General features: G+C 39.3%; 17 protein-coding genes. 3 read left to right on the forward strand and 14 right to left on the reverse strand.

Going from position 1 to position 17,976, the window contains the following annotated elements:
- Window positions 1-161 precede the first annotated feature (161 nt).
- From AC4D4A_RS06340 to AC4D4A_RS06375, 8 genes are all read right to left on the reverse strand, one after another.
- Window positions 162-2,351 (reverse strand): DNA topoisomerase III, encoded by a 2,190-nt coding sequence (locus tag AC4D4A_RS06340; RefSeq protein ID WP_490995097.1) that lies wholly within the window; start codon window positions 2,349-2,351, stop codon window positions 162-164.
- A 152-nt stretch (window positions 2,352-2,503) separates the two neighbouring features.
- Complete coding sequence (gene mnhG / locus AC4D4A_RS06345) at window positions 2,504-2,857, reverse strand: monovalent cation/H(+) antiporter subunit G (RefSeq protein WP_217491087.1); 354 nt, start codon at window positions 2,855-2,857, stop codon at window positions 2,504-2,506.
- Window positions 2,835-3,119 carry a Na(+)/H(+) antiporter subunit F1 gene (locus tag AC4D4A_RS06350; protein WP_066109471.1) on the reverse strand — a complete coding sequence of 95 codons (285 nt, stop codon included), beginning with the start codon at window positions 3,117-3,119 and terminating at the stop codon, window positions 2,835-2,837. The genes mnhG and AC4D4A_RS06350 overlap by 23 nt, the downstream gene beginning before the upstream one ends.
- The gene (locus tag AC4D4A_RS06355; RefSeq protein ID WP_490995098.1) at window positions 3,119-3,595 is read right to left on the reverse strand and encodes a Na+/H+ antiporter subunit E; all 477 of its coding nucleotides are present in this window, start codon (window positions 3,593-3,595) and stop codon (window positions 3,119-3,121) included. The genes AC4D4A_RS06350 and AC4D4A_RS06355 overlap by 1 nt, the downstream gene beginning before the upstream one ends.
- A gap of 33 nt (window positions 3,596-3,628) precedes the next feature.
- The gene (locus AC4D4A_RS06360) at window positions 3,629-5,107 is read right to left on the reverse strand and encodes a Na+/H+ antiporter subunit D (protein WP_490995099.1); all 1,479 of its coding nucleotides are present in this window, start codon (window positions 5,105-5,107) and stop codon (window positions 3,629-3,631) included.
- Window positions 5,100-5,438, reverse strand: a complete 339-nt coding sequence (locus tag AC4D4A_RS06365; protein ID WP_490995100.1) for a Na(+)/H(+) antiporter subunit C — start codon at window positions 5,436-5,438, stop codon at window positions 5,100-5,102. The genes AC4D4A_RS06360 and AC4D4A_RS06365 overlap by 8 nt, the downstream gene beginning before the upstream one ends.
- 2 nt (window positions 5,439-5,440) lie before the next feature.
- On the reverse strand, window positions 5,441-5,863 hold the full coding sequence (locus AC4D4A_RS06370; RefSeq protein WP_490995101.1) for a Na(+)/H(+) antiporter subunit B: 423 nt from the start codon (window positions 5,861-5,863) through the stop codon (window positions 5,441-5,443).
- On the reverse strand, window positions 5,860-8,259 hold the full coding sequence (locus tag AC4D4A_RS06375) for a Na+/H+ antiporter subunit A (protein WP_490995102.1): 2,400 nt from the start codon (window positions 8,257-8,259) through the stop codon (window positions 5,860-5,862). The genes AC4D4A_RS06370 and AC4D4A_RS06375 overlap by 4 nt, the downstream gene beginning before the upstream one ends.
- 185 nt (window positions 8,260-8,444) lie before the next feature.
- Here AC4D4A_RS06375 and AC4D4A_RS06380 point away from each other — a divergent pair, with 185 nt between their 5' ends.
- On the forward strand, window positions 8,445-9,095 hold the full coding sequence (locus tag AC4D4A_RS06380) for a universal stress protein (RefSeq protein ID WP_066109492.1): 651 nt from the start codon (window positions 8,445-8,447) through the stop codon (window positions 9,093-9,095).
- Between the two features lie 64 nt (window positions 9,096-9,159).
- Here AC4D4A_RS06380 and AC4D4A_RS06385 read toward each other — a convergent pair whose 3' ends face one another.
- The 6 genes from AC4D4A_RS06385 to AC4D4A_RS06410 all read right to left on the reverse strand — a co-directional run bounded on the left by AC4D4A_RS06385 (window position 9,160) and on the right by AC4D4A_RS06410 (window position 15,489).
- On the reverse strand, window positions 9,160-9,723 hold the full coding sequence (locus AC4D4A_RS06385) for a site-specific integrase (RefSeq protein ID WP_490995103.1): 564 nt from the start codon (window positions 9,721-9,723) through the stop codon (window positions 9,160-9,162).
- Window positions 9,724-10,038: 315 nt separating this feature from the next.
- Complete coding sequence (gene pgmB / locus AC4D4A_RS06390; protein ID WP_490995104.1) at window positions 10,039-10,707, reverse strand: beta-phosphoglucomutase; 669 nt, start codon at window positions 10,705-10,707, stop codon at window positions 10,039-10,041.
- Window positions 10,704-13,013 (reverse strand): glycoside hydrolase family 65 protein, encoded by a 2,310-nt coding sequence (locus tag AC4D4A_RS06395; protein ID WP_490995105.1) that lies wholly within the window; start codon window positions 13,011-13,013, stop codon window positions 10,704-10,706. The genes pgmB and AC4D4A_RS06395 overlap by 4 nt, the downstream gene beginning before the upstream one ends.
- Window positions 13,014-13,304: 291 nt before the next feature.
- The gene (locus AC4D4A_RS06400) at window positions 13,305-13,673 is read right to left on the reverse strand and encodes a YckD family protein (RefSeq protein ID WP_490995106.1); all 369 of its coding nucleotides are present in this window, start codon (window positions 13,671-13,673) and stop codon (window positions 13,305-13,307) included.
- 122 nt (window positions 13,674-13,795) lie between these two features.
- Window positions 13,796-14,995 carry a DEAD/DEAH box helicase gene (locus AC4D4A_RS06405; protein ID WP_490995107.1) on the reverse strand — a complete coding sequence of 400 codons (1,200 nt, stop codon included), beginning with the start codon at window positions 14,993-14,995 and terminating at the stop codon, window positions 13,796-13,798.
- Between the two features lie 134 nt (window positions 14,996-15,129).
- Window positions 15,130-15,489, reverse strand: a complete 360-nt coding sequence (locus AC4D4A_RS06410) for a DUF4183 domain-containing protein (protein WP_490995108.1) — start codon at window positions 15,487-15,489, stop codon at window positions 15,130-15,132.
- A 157-nt stretch (window positions 15,490-15,646) separates the two neighbouring features.
- On the opposite strand from AC4D4A_RS06410, the gene AC4D4A_RS06415 reads away from it, so the two are divergent.
- Window positions 15,647-16,036 (forward strand): DUF4183 domain-containing protein, encoded by a 390-nt coding sequence (locus AC4D4A_RS06415; RefSeq protein ID WP_490995109.1) that lies wholly within the window; start codon window positions 15,647-15,649, stop codon window positions 16,034-16,036.
- Between the two features lie 229 nt (window positions 16,037-16,265).
- Window positions 16,266-17,915: a glutamine--tRNA ligase/YqeY domain fusion protein gene (locus tag AC4D4A_RS06420; protein WP_490995110.1), complete on the forward strand. Its 1,650-nt coding sequence runs from the start codon at window positions 16,266-16,268 to the stop codon at window positions 17,913-17,915.
- The last annotated feature ends 61 nt before the right edge of the window (window positions 17,916-17,976 follow it).

Raw genomic sequence — 17,976 nt, forward strand, 5'->3', positions numbered from 1 at the left:
TTATCAATACAAAATGAAACTTTTGAACTGTCTTCTTCGTAAAGGCTCGTTAATTCAACTAGTACCACTTGATCTTCACCAGTCTCCTGATTTTTAACAAAAACGCCTATCCTCTGAAATTAGGATAGGCATTTTTGACTTTGAAAAATCAACTTAATTCTCTAGTCAAACTTCATTCCTTTTAATAAATCAGCAAATGGATTGTTGATAGGCTCCGTTTCCTTTTCTTGTTGTTTCAGGTACTTTTGTACAGTTCGTTTATCCACTTTTCCGCCAGACTCTTTTTTACGTCTCTCTTCAAAAGCAGATAATTTTTCACGGTATCCACATTTACAGGTAAATATTTGGCCCTGACCTTCGCCACGGAGTTCCATTTTCTTTTTGCATTGAGGGCATCGTGCATTAGTGACACGTGACACGTTCTTTCTATGACCACATTCGCGATCTTGGCAGACAAGCATTTTGCCTTTCTTTCCGTTTACTTCTAACATTGGTTTCCCGCATTCTGGGCAGGATTTTGTGGAGATATTGTCGTGCTTATACTTTTTATTGCTGGCTTTAATTTCTGCCACAATTTCTTTTGTATGCTCTTTCATCTCATTAATGAACACAGCCTTTTTCATTTTCCCTTTAGCGATTAGCTCAAGTTTTTGTTCCCACTCTGCTGTTGTAGTTGGCGACTTCAATTCTTCCGGTACTAAATCAAGTAACTGGCGTCCTTTAGAAGTAATATATATATCTTTTCCACCACGTTTTTCGATTAAGAATGAATTGAATAATTTATCTATAATATCTGCACGGGTTGCAACTGTACCAAGCCCCCCAGTTATCTTTATCGTATCTACAAGCTTTTTATCTTTAGTTTCCATGTACTTCGTAGGGTTTTCCATCGCTGACAGTAAAGTAGCCTCTGTAAAACGCGCAGGTGGCTTAGTTTGACCTGAAGTTTGCGATATTATCGTAATTGCTAATTTGTCATCCTTATTGATTTTCGGAAGTAACTGTTCCTTCACTTCATCGCCAGATTCCTCTTCCTCAAAACGATTGTTATAGACTTCCTTCCAGCCTGGCTGAATCACTGTTTTACCACGGGCGATAAAGGACTCTGGGCCAATCTTCGCATGGACTGTTAATTGCTCGAATTCATGGGCCGGAAATAGAACAGCGAGGAACCGTTTCACGACCAAATCATAAATTTTACGTTCCTTATCATTAAAGGCAGCATAGTTAACGAAGCCTTCCGTTGGAATGATGGCATGGTGGTCGCTGACTTTACTGTCGTCAACAAAGGCCTTCGTCGCCTTAATAGGCTTATTTATAATCTTATTTACTAACTTACGATACTCATTACCGCCGATTGCCTTTAAGCGCTCTGGAATGGTGCTGACAATATCAGATGATATATAGCGTGAATCAGTACGTGGATATGTTAGTACTTTATGTTGTTCATATAGTTTCTGCATAATATTCAGTGTTTCTTTAGCTGAATAGCCAAAGATCTTATTAGCATCACGTTGAAGTTCTGTTAAATCATATAAGGCAGGTGAAAAGTTTTTCTTTGCTTTGCGTTCAATAGAAACTACATTCGCATCTTTATATCCAAGTGATTTAACAATTGCATCTATTTTTTCTTTATTAAAACTGCGGCTATTACCATTCACATCTTGCCATGTTAATTTAAGCCCATCAGCTTGCGCTTCAATACCATAATAAGTTTGCGGTTTAAAGTTTTTGATTTCATCTTCACGTGCTGCTACCATAGCAACTGTTGGTGTTTGGACACGACCACAATTTAATTGTGCATTAAATTTAGTTGTTAATGCACGACTTGCATTTAAACCGATATACCAGTCTGCTTCTGAGCGTGCTACTGCGGAAGCATATAAATTTTCATACGATTTGCCAGGTTTTAAGTTATTAAATCCGTCTTTTATCGCTTTATCTGTTACAGAAGATATCCATAGGCGCTTGATTGGCTTATTGACTTTTGCTTTATCAATAATCCAACGGGCAACTAATTCTCCTTCCCTTCCCGCATCAGTAGCCACAATTATTTCATTCACATCACCGCGACTTAATTGTGCTTTTACAGCATTAAACTGTTTTCCAGTTTGTTTAATGACAACTAATTTCATACGTTCTGGAAGCATAGGAAGATCTTCTAGATTCCATGTTTTATATTTATTATCATAAGCTTCAGGATCAGCTAAAGTAACTAAATGCCCTAATGCCCAAGTAACTATATATTTGTTTCCTTCGAAAAATCCATTGCCCTTCTTTGTACATTTCAGTACATTCGCAATATCACGGGCAACGGAAGGTTTTTCAGCAATGACTACACTTTTTGCCATATTTCTAAACTCCTTTACTAACTATGTACTGTCAATATACCATAGTTTCAATGTTTGAATTGAATAGACATCCTATCGCTTTTTTTCCAAATTAAAACTGCCCCATAAAAGTTAGATTTAGTCTAACCTCTAGTGGGCAGTTCAACTATCTTTCATTTAGACTTCAATAATTTCTTCAAATCATCACGGACTGTACGGTCGGTAAGTTTTACGTTTGAGCGATAAGCTGCCCGGCAGATGATATGGCCTGCTACCGGAGCAGTCAGGAATACAAAGAATATTCCGAGAAGCAGCCGTATACTAACATATCCTTCACCAATTAAAAAAAACAGAAATGCTCCCAGAAGGATGAATAGTACTCCAAGTGTTGTACTTTTTGAAGCTGCATGTGATCGTGTATAAACATCCGGAAGCCTAATCAGCCCTACACCACTTAGAAGCGTTAAGATTGTCCCCGTAAGAATACAGACAGCAGCAATCCACTCACTTATCATTTCCACGTTCAATGACCACACCCCTTTCTATGAATCTCGCAAACGCGATAGTCCCGATAAAAGAAAGGATCCCTAACAACAATATGATGTCCAAGAAGGCATGGGATTTGAACAGTACAGAAAAAATAGCCACACCTGAAATTAAGTGGATTCCAATTGAATCCAGTGCCATAACCCTGTCTGGCATAGATGGACCTTTATAGAGGCGATAGATGGAAATGAGAATGGATAACGTTAAAATGAATAGCGCTACAGTCATGGCTTTTTCAAACATTATCGTGTAACCTCCTTAATCGCCTTTTCAAAGCTCATTTTTGCCTGAATAATCGCTTGTTTAGATTCTTTCAAGTCCATGGCATGAATATAGAATGTTTTGTTGTCCGGCGAAATCTCCAATACCACGGAGCCTGGTGTCAGCGATAATAGCAAAGCCAACAATGGTATTTCCCAATCTCCATTCAGATCTGTCTTTAAGGCAAAAACCGCCGGCTGAACATCTATTTTTTTACGTGTGACCTGCCTCAGAACAAGCACCGTAGAAGAAACGAGCTCTTTAAGAAATACAAATAGCAACTTTAATATAGAGAGAAATGTCCCCATGTAGAAGGATTTATTGAAAAAGCGACGCACAAAAAACAAAATAACGATTCCCACTAGATATCCGGCAAAGAACGAAGGGAAACTCCATTTATCCTGCAAGAGCATCCATAAGAAACCAATGAATATATTAAGCAAGACTTGAACGGGCACAACGACCACCCCTTTTTGTTTATAGACTAGCTACTATTCTCCTAAGACCGCATCGATATATAAATCAGGGTTCATCAAGCCTTCGGCAGCCAACTGGATATAAGATGAGATTATTTCTCCACCCAATCCCAGAAAAATTGTTGCAGCCGTCAAAAGCGTAATTGGTATAATAACCCCTCTTGTTGTCCCTTTCTCCATTTCTTCACTTAGGTTTGTCTCACCCCAGAATGCATTCATGAAGATTTTCATAACAGAATATAGCACTAACAAGCTTGATAGTAACCCAATTGCCCCCAGCCAATAATCTCCGGCTTCAAAGGTACCTTTTGTAATCAGCATTTTCCCGAGGAAACCACTGAAAGGTGGGATACCTGCCAACGCCAAGGCTGCGACAAAGAACATCCAGCCAAGAAACGGATGAGTCCGGATCAAGCCGCTGATTTCCTTTAATTTAGCAGTGCCAGTTAGGTAAATAACTGTACCGCCGATTAGAAAAATCAGTGCTTTCACATTGATGTCATGCACAAGATAAAAAATGGATCCTGTGATGCTGCCTGTGGTGAAGGCAGCAAGTCCGGCCATAATCAAACCGACAGAAATGATAACATTGTAGGTCAAAATTCCTTCTATATCCCATCTCGAGACCGCACCGATTGCTCCGAGTAACATTGTCGCTGCCCCTAGGATTCCGATCAACAAGTGGGTGATTTCCGGTTGATGATAGAAAATCAATGTAAACATGCGGAAAATAGCATAAATTCCAACCTTGGTGAGCAAAGCCGCAAAGATTGCTGCCACCGCTGTAGGTGGAACGCTATATGATCCTGGTAACCAATGAAATAGCAAGAGACCGGCCTTCAGGCTGAAAACCATGAGCAGTAAAATCGCAACGGTCGTCAGCAGCCCGCTTTGTCCCGCTTCCGCAACACGGACAGACAGATGCGCCATATTCAACGTACCTGTTACAGCATATAGGTAGGCAACGGACACAAGGAAAAAGAAGGATGACATGACATTAATCAATATATATTTGATTGATTCCCTGAGCTGTTTTTTCTCCCCGCCAAGTGTAATCAATGCATAGGAGGAAATCAGCATCAGTTCGAAAAAGACAAATAGATTGAAGATATCTCCGGTCAAAAAAGATCCGTTCACACCGCTGATCATATACAGGAACAGTGGATAGAAGAAATTTTTCTCTCTTATCTTTCCAATTGTGTAAAAGGCGTAAAGCAAACAACAGAAAGACACAAATGCCGTTATAATCAACAGAATGACCGCAAACATATCGGCGACAAGGCTAATTCCATAAGGAGCCGCCCATCCCCCTGCCTGCAGAACCTGTATGCCCTCCACCTTTACTTTCATAGCCATTAGCACTGAAACCATTCCCGTGGCTAGAATTGCCAGAAGAGCAATTGATCTTTGCGCATATAAGTTTTTTCTGAATATGACCATGATAAGTCCCGCGATAAGCGGAATAATGACCGGCAGAATGATTATATTATTCATCTTCATTTCCCCTTAATTCATTCATATCGTCAGTTCCCAAGACTCGGTAACTACGATAGGCAACCACCAGAAAAAGACCTGTAACTGCAAAGTTAATAACAATCGCTGTCAGGATGAGCGCCTGTGGCAACCCGTCCGTAAAGGAAGTGCTTTTCAATCCTAACAATGGCGGACCCCCGGTCTTTAATCCCCCCATTGTTAAGATTAAAAGATTGACAGCGTGGCCTATCACCGAAGTTCCAAGTATGATTCTCAACAGGCTTTTGGATAAGACCATATATGTTCCAATTGTGAAAAAAATACCTACAAGTATACACATGACTGTTTCCATAATTATCGATCCTCACTTATGCTCAGGATGATTGTCACAGCTGAACCAATGACAGCTAACGCTACACCAGTGTCAAATATAAGCGCGGTAGCTAGTTCCGTTTTACCTAAAATCGGAAAATCAACATAACCGTATGTTTGGGAAAGAAAGGGAACCCCGAACAGAAATGAACCGACACCCGTAAGAACTGCAATTAGTACCCCTACCGCAGCCACTGTTTTAAAATCCACAGGAATAATCTTATTGACCGCTTCCGTCCCAAGCGTCAAATACATGAGTACTAGTGCACTGGCAATTCCCAACCCTCCGATAAATCCTCCTCCTGGGTTGTGATGCCCCGAGAAGAACAAATCAATGGAAAAGGTGAGGATAATCAATACTGCAGCTTTTGTTACGGCCGTCAATAAAATATCATTAGGCTTCATTTTTTATCCCTCCCTGTAACATTGACCTTGATTAATGTAAAGACAGCCAATCCTGCAATACACAGGACCGCCACTTCGACCATCGTATCAAGTCCCCTGAAGTCAACCAAGGTCGCGTTCACTATATTTTTAGCTCCGGCAAGCGTATAGGAATCTTCGAAATACCCAGAAATCGTTTCAAACAAACGGGTTCCATTGGCGGAAAGGGCCAATAGTGTTACCGTCAACCCCACTCCAACTGAAATCAACATATTGGTGAATTTGAAACGAACTTTACTTACTTCTTTTCGAAACTCCGGCAAATGATAGAAGCACAGCAGGAATAAAGCTACTGTCACTGTTTCTACAACCAATTGCGTAAGCGCCAGATCGGGTGCCTGAAAAATAACGAAAAGAATAGACACTAGATATCCAAGGGCACCAACAGCAATAATCGATGTCAGTCGATACTGGGAAAACAGTGCGATTAAAGCGGTCACCACCATACCAATGACCATCACAGCTTCATAAATGCTCACCGGTGAATCCTTAGACATATCGAAAGCAAAACCGTTGAACAGCCACAGAGAACCACCAACAATGAAAATAAAAAACGCAAAAATATAAACTAGGTAATCACGTGTATATCCAGTCATGTACTTCTTCGTTGCATAAGCAGATATCGATTCCATAAGCAGCAAAGACTCATTGTATATATTGTTAAACGTCAGGCTTTGCGGATACCAGCTGAATACCCTGATCCACTTAGGCAGCAGCTTGTATAGCAATAGGCCAACTAATACGACACCGATTGTCATCAATAATTCTGTATTAAAACCATGCCAAGCACTAATCTCCTTACCCAACCCTCCTGCTGCCGCATAATCCGGCAAGATTGATATAAGGGCAGGATCTAAAATGTATTTTGCCAAAATGTTGGGGAAGAAGAATATCAGCACTACAAACATCGCCAATATAGCAGGCGGAATCAGCATACCGACGGGCGGTTCATGAGCAGCCTTTGACAGCATCTCAGGTTTATGTTCTCCAGTGAACGTTTTAAAGACCATAATCATACAGTAGACGAACGTTAGGATACTTGCTATCCAAGCAACAACAGGGAATATCATGCCGAACTTTTCCATCCCGAAAATATCCATCCCTGAAGCATTCACCACGCCGGTAAAAAACATTTCTTTACTCAAAAATCCATTGAATGGCGGTAATCCTGCCATAGAGAAACTTCCAATCATAGTGATCGTGAAAGAAATCGGCATGAGGCTCATTAACCCACCCAGCCTTTGCAGATTCCGGGTTCCTGTCTCATGGTCAATGATTCCGACAACCATGAACAGACTTCCCTTAAAGGTTGAATGGTTAACCAAATGGAATACAGCCGCCATAATAGCGATCGCATATACTTTCGATTCATCGCCATAGCCAAAATAAATGGCAGCAGACCCCAATCCTAGTAGACTCATGATCAAACCTAGCTGACTAATTGTCGAATAAGCGAGCAAGGCCTTTAGATCTTTCTGACGAACTGCATTCCAGGATCCGTATAATAAAGTTACAATTCCGACCAAGGATACCGTCCAGAACCAAACTGCATCACCGCCAAACAAAGGGGTTAACCTAGCCACCAAATAGATGCCGGCTTTAACCATTGTAGCCGAATGGAGGTAAGCACTGATTGGTGTCGGTGCCTCCATCGCATCAGGTAGCCAAAGACTAAACGGAAACTGAGCTGATTTAGTGAAAGCTCCCAGTAAAATTAAAATCATCGCAGGCAAAAAGAGAACATCCTCCGGCAATGAACCGGCTTTTGAGATCATTTCACGGATGCTATATGTATCGGTGATGATGGAAAGGAGCAACAAACCAGCCAACATAGATAATCCACCGAAAATGGTGATCAGCATCGACTTCCGTGCTCCTTCTCTGGATTTTTTCCGTTGGTACCAATAAGCAATCAACAAGAAAGAAGAAATACTGGTCAGTTCCCAGAACACGTATAGTACGACAACATTATCCGAGAAAACAACTCCCAGCATGGCCCCCATAAACAACATCAAATATACATAAAAGTTATGCAGCTCCTCCCGAGCCCTGGACATATAGAAAATCGAGTACAAAATGACAAGCGATCCAACACCTGTGATTAACAAGCCGAATAAGAGGGACAATCCGTCGACATAGGCCGTGAAATTAATCCCAAACGATGGCAGCCATTTAAATTCACTGGTCAATGTATTCCCCGCAGTTGTAATTGGGATATACTGTAACAAGGAGATAAAGATGATGACCGGCAAAAAAAGAACAAACCAGCCTATATGTAATTTTTTATTGAACATACTATAGAGGAAAGGTATCAGAACCGCAAAGAAAAACGGTAATAAAATCATTAAATTAATCATGTCCTCGCGCTCCCTTCATCATAGAATACTGTACGCACACACAAAAGTGACGATATATCCAACGAACCCTTTTTATATTAGAAATATTTACGCTATTTTGTGTAATAATAATTGACTGAAAATCTGGCATAGGCTATATTCGTAATAGTCCAATGAACTACCATCTATTTAGAGGTGAACTTTTAATGAAAAAATGCAAAAGCCGAATGGACGAAAGCATCCTTGTGTGTGTCTATTACGGCCCCAATGGTGATCGCTTGATCCAGCGTGGCAGTAAAATCGCCAACATGTTGGATTGTCCCCTGTATATCTTGACAGTGGACCCAAGTCCTTTTGATGAACTAGACGCTGAGAAATCCGAAAGTATTGAGAGATGGCGTCAGCTCGCCGAGGAATTGGAAGCAGAGGAATTCATTTTGAAAGATAATGAGAAACGACCGTTTGCAAAAGTAATAGCGGATGTCGCACGTGAAAAACAAATTTCACAGATCATCCTTGGTCAAACAGCACAAAGCCGTTGGGAACAGATTGCTAAAGGTTCGATTATAAATACTTTGTTGCGAGATATTCCATTTGTTGACATTCATATAATATCCGTCGCCCGGGCATTGAGAGATGACCCAGACGGCCTTTACGAAAAAGGCGTACGTGCCTATCTCGAAAAAGAAGACAATCATTATCGGCTGAGCTTTGAACATACAAAGAAAAGTGAATTTGAGGGTATCTTCTTTAAAGAAATCGGTACTGATTTCAATACTGGTATCTTTAAATTTATGAAAAACCAAAAAACACTGCAAGTAACCGTGACTGATAACTATGTCAAAGAAACTTTATGATGTGACACCTCCACAAAAAATGTGGGGGTTTTTTCTTTTCTAAGGAAACTGGAGTCTGTTATACCTATAGATTCACATCAACTTTGACAGGAAGTTTTTCATTTTTGTCGATTCCCAAATACCGTAATGTTTCACCAGGACTATGATGATGATAAATGTTCATCAGGATTGAAATAGCAATCCCTTTTCGATAGGCATGATAACCGAATGTCTTCCGTAACGTATGGGTTCCGATTTTCCCCGGTATCCCCACTTCCTTAGCTGCACAATTAATAATCCTGTATGCCTGTTGCCTTGAGATTGGCTGCTGATTTTTTTTGGATTTGAATAAATAATCATCCGTAGAGAAATCAAAGGTTTCTAAATAATGTTTCGCAGCTTCTCTCACATTTTGGTTGAGGTAAAAAGCCCTCTCTTCCGAAGTCTTTGTATCTTTTATATAAAGGAACTCCTTGAACTTCCCGTCTTCCCAGATATCACCCACCCGCAAAGAGAGCAGTTCACTGACACGGAGACCAGTATTAATTCCAAAAACAAATAATAGTAAATCACGCAAAGATTGCTTTTTAAGAATCCTTTTTATTGCTGTAATCTTGCGGATATCCTTTATGGGATCAACGTATTCCAAGGAAATACCCCCTAACTATAATGTTACTTAATTATGATATTATCAAAAATTAAGTAACATTACAAATATAGAGACTTGTTTGTTTTTTTAATTTAAAACGCTTTATAAAGAGGCTTTATTAAAGTAAGGCAGCTCCATTTTACTCGCTGTTCGAGGTTCTGGCAGTGGCCTGCAGGACCACTCGGTCGATATTATTAGCAATCCTATGTAGTAATAATCTTTTAGAATACAGGCTAACGAGGAAGTATTTAATTGTTACTTAGGAATAAAAAGAGTTAAAAAAAGCGCCCCAAAATTGGGACGCACTCAAATTGCTTAGTTTTGATATTCCTTTATTAATTCATCCAGCGATAGATAAGATGTATTGCTGTATAGGAGATCCGCTTTAGCCAGTTGTTCTTTAGAGCCTATTCCGACCGCAAACATGCCAGCACTCTTAATGGCTTTAACTCCTGCTTCTGCGTCCTCAATCCCAATGCATTCATCAGCAGGGACACCTAGCTTTTCAGCGGCTTTTAAGAAAATCTCCGGATCCGGTTTACCTCTCTTAATTGTATGCGCATCAACCATATAATCAAACTGGTCACTGAGCTGTAAGGAGTTCATCACAGCCGGCGCGTTTTTGCTAACAGAAGCAAGACCCAGCTTATAGCCGGCAGCTTTTATATCAAGCAACAGCTGTTTAATGCCAGGTAAAATATCATTTGGTGTAATTTGCTTGATTAGCTCCATATAATGCTCATTTTTCTGCGCAGCCAGTTTTTCTTTTTCTTCAACCGTATAGGAAGATTGCTTATTCCCAATTTCCAGAATGATTTCAAGGGATTCCATTCGAGAAATTCCCTTTAATCTTTCATTATCCGCTCTGGTAAACTCAATTCCCAACTCACTGGCAAGCTGTTTCCAGGCAAGATAATGATATTCTGCTGTATCCGTAATAACACCATCCAAATCAAAGATAAACGCCTTCAATTCCTTACTCACGCGACCGTGTCCTCCTTCATAAGCGGTATATTTACTACACCATCCGCAGGTAACTCACATTCACTGCCGTAAACCTTTAGTTTCATAGCCAGGCCAGTTTGTGAAATACTCACTTCGTTTTTATTCACTTCAATAGTTAAATGATGATCTCTGTAATTGATATTAAAGCTATAGCGATCCCATGCTGCCGGAATAAATGGCGCAAACGACAGCTCCTCATTAAATGTTTTCATGCCGGCAAAACCTTGTACAATCCCTAACCAGGAACCTGTCATACTTGTAATATGAAGGCCATCCTCCGTGTCATTGTTATAGTCATCCAGATCAAGCCTTGCTGTTCTGGTATACATTTCATACGCTTTATCTTCCAGTCCTAGTTCAGCAGCAAGAATTGCATGAATACATGGAGACAGAGAAGATTCATGAACGGTCATTGGCTCATAGAAATCAAAGTTTCGACGTTTTTCCTCAGTTGTATATTCATTATTCAAGAAATAAATTCCCTGCAGGACATCCGCTTGCTTGATAAAGCAGCTGCGCAGAATTTTATCCCAGGACCATTTCTGATTTAGCGGGCGGTCTTCTGGCTTTAATTGCGAAGCAGGCATTAAATCTTTATCCATAAATGTATCATGCTGAATAAACACTTGATTCTCCTCATCATATGGATAATACATTTTATCAATGATATCCTGCCATTTATTTAATTCATCATCTGTCATATATAAATCTGAAAATCTCGCTTCATGCCCATTCTCTTTCAAATATCCAATAACTTCAAGGGTGTAACGTAAAGTCCAGGCTGCCATTGTATTCGTATACCAGTTATTATTGACATTATTTTCGTATTCATTTGGACCGGTTACTCCATGAATCATATATTGCTCTTTCATTTTATTGTAATGGACACGGTCTGCCCAGAAGCGTGAAATCCCGACCAGTACATCTATGCCATATTCGTTAAGGTAACTCTTATCCCCTGTATAATTCACATAATTATAAATAGCATAGGCAATAGCTGCATTACGGTGGATTTCTTCAAAGGTAATTTCCCACTCATTATGGCACTCCACTCCTGTGAAAGTGACCATTGGATATAGTGCCCCTTTTAACCCCTGTCTCTCAGCATTGAGATAGGCTCCTTCGAGCTGGTTATGACGATAGATTAAAAGATTGCGAGCCACTTCAGGCTGAGCTGTTGCCAAATATAATGGAATCGCATATGCTTCAGTATCCCAATACGTTGCACCACCATATTTCTCGCCTGTGAATCCCTTAGGTCCGATGTTTAATCTGGCATCTTCACCATAATAGGTTGAAAACAGCTGAAATAAATTAAAACGGATTCCCTGCTGCGCTTCAATATCTCCATCAATTTGGACGTCCGCTAACTCCCAGCGCTCTGCCCATCGATCGCAATGTGCCTTTAAACAAGCTTCATAGCCTTGTTGCATAGCTGTATTAACAATTTCCAGACCCTTTTCACTTAAAAATTCTGAAGCATGATCACGGTCTGTTGTGATAGCCACATATTTAGTTAACGTAACCGTCTTACCTTCTTCAGTTGGAACTTCAATTTTATTATCTACATATTCTTCGTGTTGGAACGGCTTGATATCCGCTGTGTTGCCATTGATTTCAAGACCCATCGTCGCAGAGACTGTAAATCTATCTGTTCCGAAAGGGTTTTCATTTGTTTGCATAACCAAATTACCTATGAGCTCAGATGAGCTGGAAGAATTAAAATTCCAGAAGTCTTCTTCATAATTGGAATCTTCATTACGGACTTCACCATCTAGATAAGGAATAAAGGTAATCACACTATCATGGTTTATTGGTGTAACCGCATACTTAATCACCGCTAGTTGCTTCTCTGCAATTGATAAATAGCGAACTACCTCAACAGCTGTTTCTTTACCAGCTTGTGAGACCGTAAAGGATCTCGTAAGAACACCATTTTTCATATCGAGTTCACGACGGTAATTACTCACTTCCACTTTATTAAGGTCAATTTCCTCCTCACCAATGAACACACGTATTCCAATAAAATTAATGGTATTAATCACTTTACCAAAGTAATCGGGATAACCATTTTTCCACCAACCAACCCTGGTTTTATCCGGAAACCATACGCCTGCTACATAGGTCCCTTTATGACTATCACCTGTATAGGTTTCTTCAAAATTACCTCTTAAGCCCATATGACCGTTTCCAAGACTTGTCATACTTTCAGCAAGTCTAAAGTCTTCTTTATGTAACTCTTCTTCAATAACTTTCCACGGATCTATTGAGAACAGCCTTTTCATATAATGCCCCTTTCCATCTTGCCTCGATTATTTATTTAATTGATTATATATAGGCTTCTACTGGTGTGCAATCGGTTGCATAAAAGTACATTCTCATTATAACCGATACATTAACTTATGAAAGCATAAATTTAAAAATTCTAAAATTTATCTGCAATTTATTACATCTAAGTGAAATTGAATAGTAGGGTAGAAAGCAATTTTTAACGTGCCCTATTCTTTTTTTAACTTACTGGAAAAATAAAAATACCTCTAAAGAATTCCTATTCCTTAGAGGTTATCCATGCTTTGTTATTCGTTAGATTCAGTCCCAGGACTGTTTTCATGCGGAGGCTTACCAGGGTGGGTACCTCCAAAAGGATGTGGAGGAATATATCCGTTTGCCTGTATCCTTTCAAATCTTTTATCCATATGATTCTTTAACATATCAGCATTCTGCTTAGACATTACACCGAATTCTACATACTTTTCAACAATAGCCTTTTCCTTTTCCATTACTTCTTTATGCATCGCAGCAAGTTCTGCTTTCTGCTGCTCCGTTAAAGTTGGCTTTGTTTGATTATCGCCATTTTCTGCCGCATGTACGACGTCATTGGAAATACCTATGGAGGTAAAGCTCAAAACACAGACCATTATCACAAAGAGAGACAATTTTTTCATTATACCTTTCACTCCTTCTTTATTTTCTGCCCCTAGTTTTTACCACCTTTGATTATTTATACATACCTCTTTTCCTATAATAAAAAGGCTGAACTCCAATAAGAGCCAGCCCAATTCATTCTTTATTTTTTATATCTTTTAGGATTTGGTTTCTTCTTTATAGACTTTGAATTTTGATTATATACAGGTCTCTGATCTACAATTTTACCTTTAAACAGTTCCTTTTTCTGAACTTCAATATGCAGTTCACGAGCGTATTTCTTTAATTCACGTTCTTCCCGAGCCGTTACAATTGAAATAACCGTTCCACTTTCTCCCTGGCGCCCAGTCCTACCTGAACGATGCACATATTGAGCAATCGTTTCAGGGAAATCCACATGGATTACATATGGCAGCCCTTTAATGTCCAAGCCTCTTGCTGCCACATCTGTAGCAAGTAATATAGTTGACTCCTGCCTACGAAACTCACGTATAGCCGCTTCTCTTTCCATTTTCTTGGAATCGCCATGAATAACTCCTAAATCTACTCCCTTGAAACGAAGCTTTGAAGCCATCACATCCAGATTACCGATGTCCTTTCCAAACACCAATGCACGCATTTCAGGCATTTTCACCAATTTTTCAAGAATATTGATTTTATCGCGCGCCTCGGTGACAAAATAAATATGATCCACCTTTGATTGAACGGTATCTTCCTTTTTAACCCGTACTTTAACAGGGTCATTCATCCATTGTTCGGCTTCTTCCTCTAACCCAGCCGGCAAAGTAGCTGAAAACAAAACGATCTGACGGTCTCTCATTGTACTTTTAATGATTGTCCCAACAGTTGGCAAATGCTCAGGAATCATGAGCTGGTCCCCTTCATCCAGCACAATTGTTTTCACTTCATGCATTTTTAGTTTTTTCTGCTTAATCAGTTCTTCTAGTCTGCCTGGTGTTCCAATGACAATATGCGGATGCTTTTTCAGCTTTTCCAATTGACGCTTTGGATTAGCACCACCGATAAACGAAGCAGCCGTAATGCCTGTTTCTTTCGCCCATGCTTGTACAACTTCAAAAATTTGCATAACAAGCTCTCTTGAAGGGGCAAGAATAACAGCCTGTACCTTTTGTTCGTCTGCTTTTATTTTATTTAAGATTGGCAGAACATAAGCAAGTGTCTTTCCTGTTCCAGTTGGTGACTCTGCCAAAACATCATTTCCTTCATATATAGGGCCAAAGGTCTCCTTCTGGACTGTAGTTGCTTCTTTAAACCCGGATAACTCCCATTGTTTTTTTAATCCATTTATTAACTCATTGACGATTGAATCATTTGTATTCATTAATTTCTCCTAACTAAACACATACTTGTATGATTCTTATTATACATATGCCAAACGATGATTATCAATAAAGGAGAGGCCCCTCTAAATAATAAAGAGGTCTCTCCTTACAAAGCCATTTTTATTTTAGATTTTTAAACCTTAACCATTTGAAGAATTAAAATGGTTTTTTCCAACGGTAAATCAACTGTTTTAAGTATTAATTTATCTTTTACCACTTTATAATTTTTAGCCGGCTGCAGAACTCCATTAATAAATAGATTCGTATATGATACGTCCTCTGGTGAAGGGATTTTGCTATCTCGATACTCGTTCACCTGATCACAGTAAGAGAAAACACGCTGGTTTTCTTTAGCATACATATAAAATTCATATAACTCGACCTTTTTCGGAATTTTATACCTATATGTCTCTGTCTCCAACATTGGATGCATAAGTAATGGCTTTGGCAAGGATGCGGTATAACTATAACAATCGATATCCGTTTTTCTCATTAGCTTCACTTCCCTCGTTATCTCCTCACCTCAAAATGGTTGCTCACTTATCCCATGAGGACAATTTCATTAAACCTTTTTATTCCTTTTTCATATATATACACATGGGTTAAAAGTTTAGTGAATAAAGATATTTTGCATTACCTGTTAGAAAGGAGTGTTTATTTTGCCTTTAGTAATTATGAAATTGGCAATTGATGCTACAACTACCACTGCGGTATCTCCTGTATCTACACGGTATTTTACAGTCGTAACAGGTGATGTTGCCGGGGGTGCTACACTTACGATTGATACTGCTGAATTTTTTGATGATGCCGGAAATACGCCAGCAGGCTTGCCTGCATTAAATCCAGATAATGCTGCCACTCAATTATTTATAAATGGGGTACTCCAAATGGATGGAATTTATGTCTATACACCGGGTGCTACAGGTGCAGGAAGTGTAGTGATTACCGTTCCTGAAGCGGGGTCTATTCTGGCTGGAAGTCCAATTGTGCTCGAAATTGTCAACTATACTCCTACTTCCATTACAGATGTCTCCACATAAACAACAAATAAAATGAATGATTATAGTCCGGATGGCTTGCTCCGGGCTATATTTTTAAGCATTATGATGTATTGGCAGGAGGAAATACAGTTATACTACATATAAACAATAAAATTACTATATTAGAAGAACGCACAAATAGTGAAAATGTAATTATTTTTAGGCTTCTTGCGACATGTGATTATTTCCATTAGAATGAAACTACTAGTTTATGCGAAAGAGGTTGAAGATGGTGGAGCACAATACGTCAAATTTTATTCGTAACATCGTTATTGATGATATAAAATCAGGTAAAACAGATCAAATTATTACTCGTTTCCCTCCTGAACCAAACGGTTATTTGCATATTGGACATGCAAAATCTATCGTTTTAAATTTTGAACTTGCTGATGAATTTAAAGGAAAAACAAATCTACGTTTTGATGATACAAATCCGTTGAAAGAAGATACGGAGTATGTTGAATCTATTAAAGAAGATGTCAAATGGCTTGGATTTGATTGGGACAACCTCTTCTTTGCCTCTGATTACTTTGAAGAAATGTATAATCGCGCAATTCTTTTAATTGAAAAAGGATTGGCCTATGTGGACGATTTAACCGCAGACGAAATTCGTGAATATCGCGGTTCTTTAACTGAACCAGGTAAAGAGAGTCCCTACCGTAATCGTTCTGTAGAAGAGAATTTGGAGCTATTTAAACGTATGCGCGATGGCGAATTTGCCAATGGTGAAAAGGTACTTCGTGCCAAAATTGATATGAGTTCACCAAACATTAATTTGCGTGACCCGGTTATTTACCGAATCGCTCATGCAACTCACCATAACACTGGTGATAAATGGTGTATCTATCCTATGTATGCTTTCGCCCATCCAATTGAGGATGCTATTGAGGGCGTCACTCACTCCATTTGTACGTTGGAATTTGAAGACCAGCGTCCTCTTTACGACTGGGTTATTAAAGAATGTGAGATGGAAAGCACACCAAGGCAGTATGAGTTTGGACGTTTAAATTTAACAAATACAGTTATGAGTAAACGTAAGCTAAAACAATTGGTTGAGGAAGGCTTTGTAGATGGTTGGGACGACCCAAGAATGCCTACTATTTCCGGTCTGCGAAGAAGAGGCTATACTCCAGAAGCAATTCGTAATTTCTGCCGAGAAATTGGTGTCGCTAAAACAAGCGGAATAGTGGATGAGAAAATGCTCGAGCACTTCGTAAGAGAAGATTTGAAATTAAAAGCACCAAGAACGATGGGAATCTTAAAACCATTAAAGGTGGTTATCACCAACTATCCGGAAGGACAAGTTGAAATGCTTGATGCAGAAATCAATCCAGAAAATCCTGAGATGGGAACTCGCCAAATTCCTTTCTCAAGAGAAATCTATATTGAGCAAGAGGATTTCATGGAAAATCCTCCAAAAAAATATTTCCGACTATTCCCTGGAAATGAAGTGCGTCTGAAGCATGCTTACTTCATCAAATGTGAAGAAGTTATTAAAGATGAGGAAGGCAATGTGATCGAGCTTCGTTGTACCTATGACCCTGAAACAAAGAGTGGAACTGGTTTCACTGGACGTAAAGTAAAGGGAACTATTCACTGGGTTGAAGCTACACAAGCTATTCCAGCTGAATTCCGCTTATATGAGCCGCTTATTCTTGATGAAGAAGCAGAGGAAGACGGAAGCTTCCTTGATCATGTAAACCCTAACTCTTTAATTATAGAAAACGGCTTTGTTGAACCAAATATGAAGGATGTTCAACCAAATGAGAAATTCCAATTCTTCCGTCATGGGTACTTTAATGTTGATCCTAAAGATACAACAGCTGAACATTTAATCTTCAACTTAATTGTATCTCTGAAGAGTTCCTTTAAAATCTAAGGCTATAAACACTGAAGGACCGTGGTCATACACGGTCCTTTGTCATGTTGATTTTGAATTG

It is taken from the genome of Pradoshia sp. Z5_111 (genome assembly GCF_058267535.1).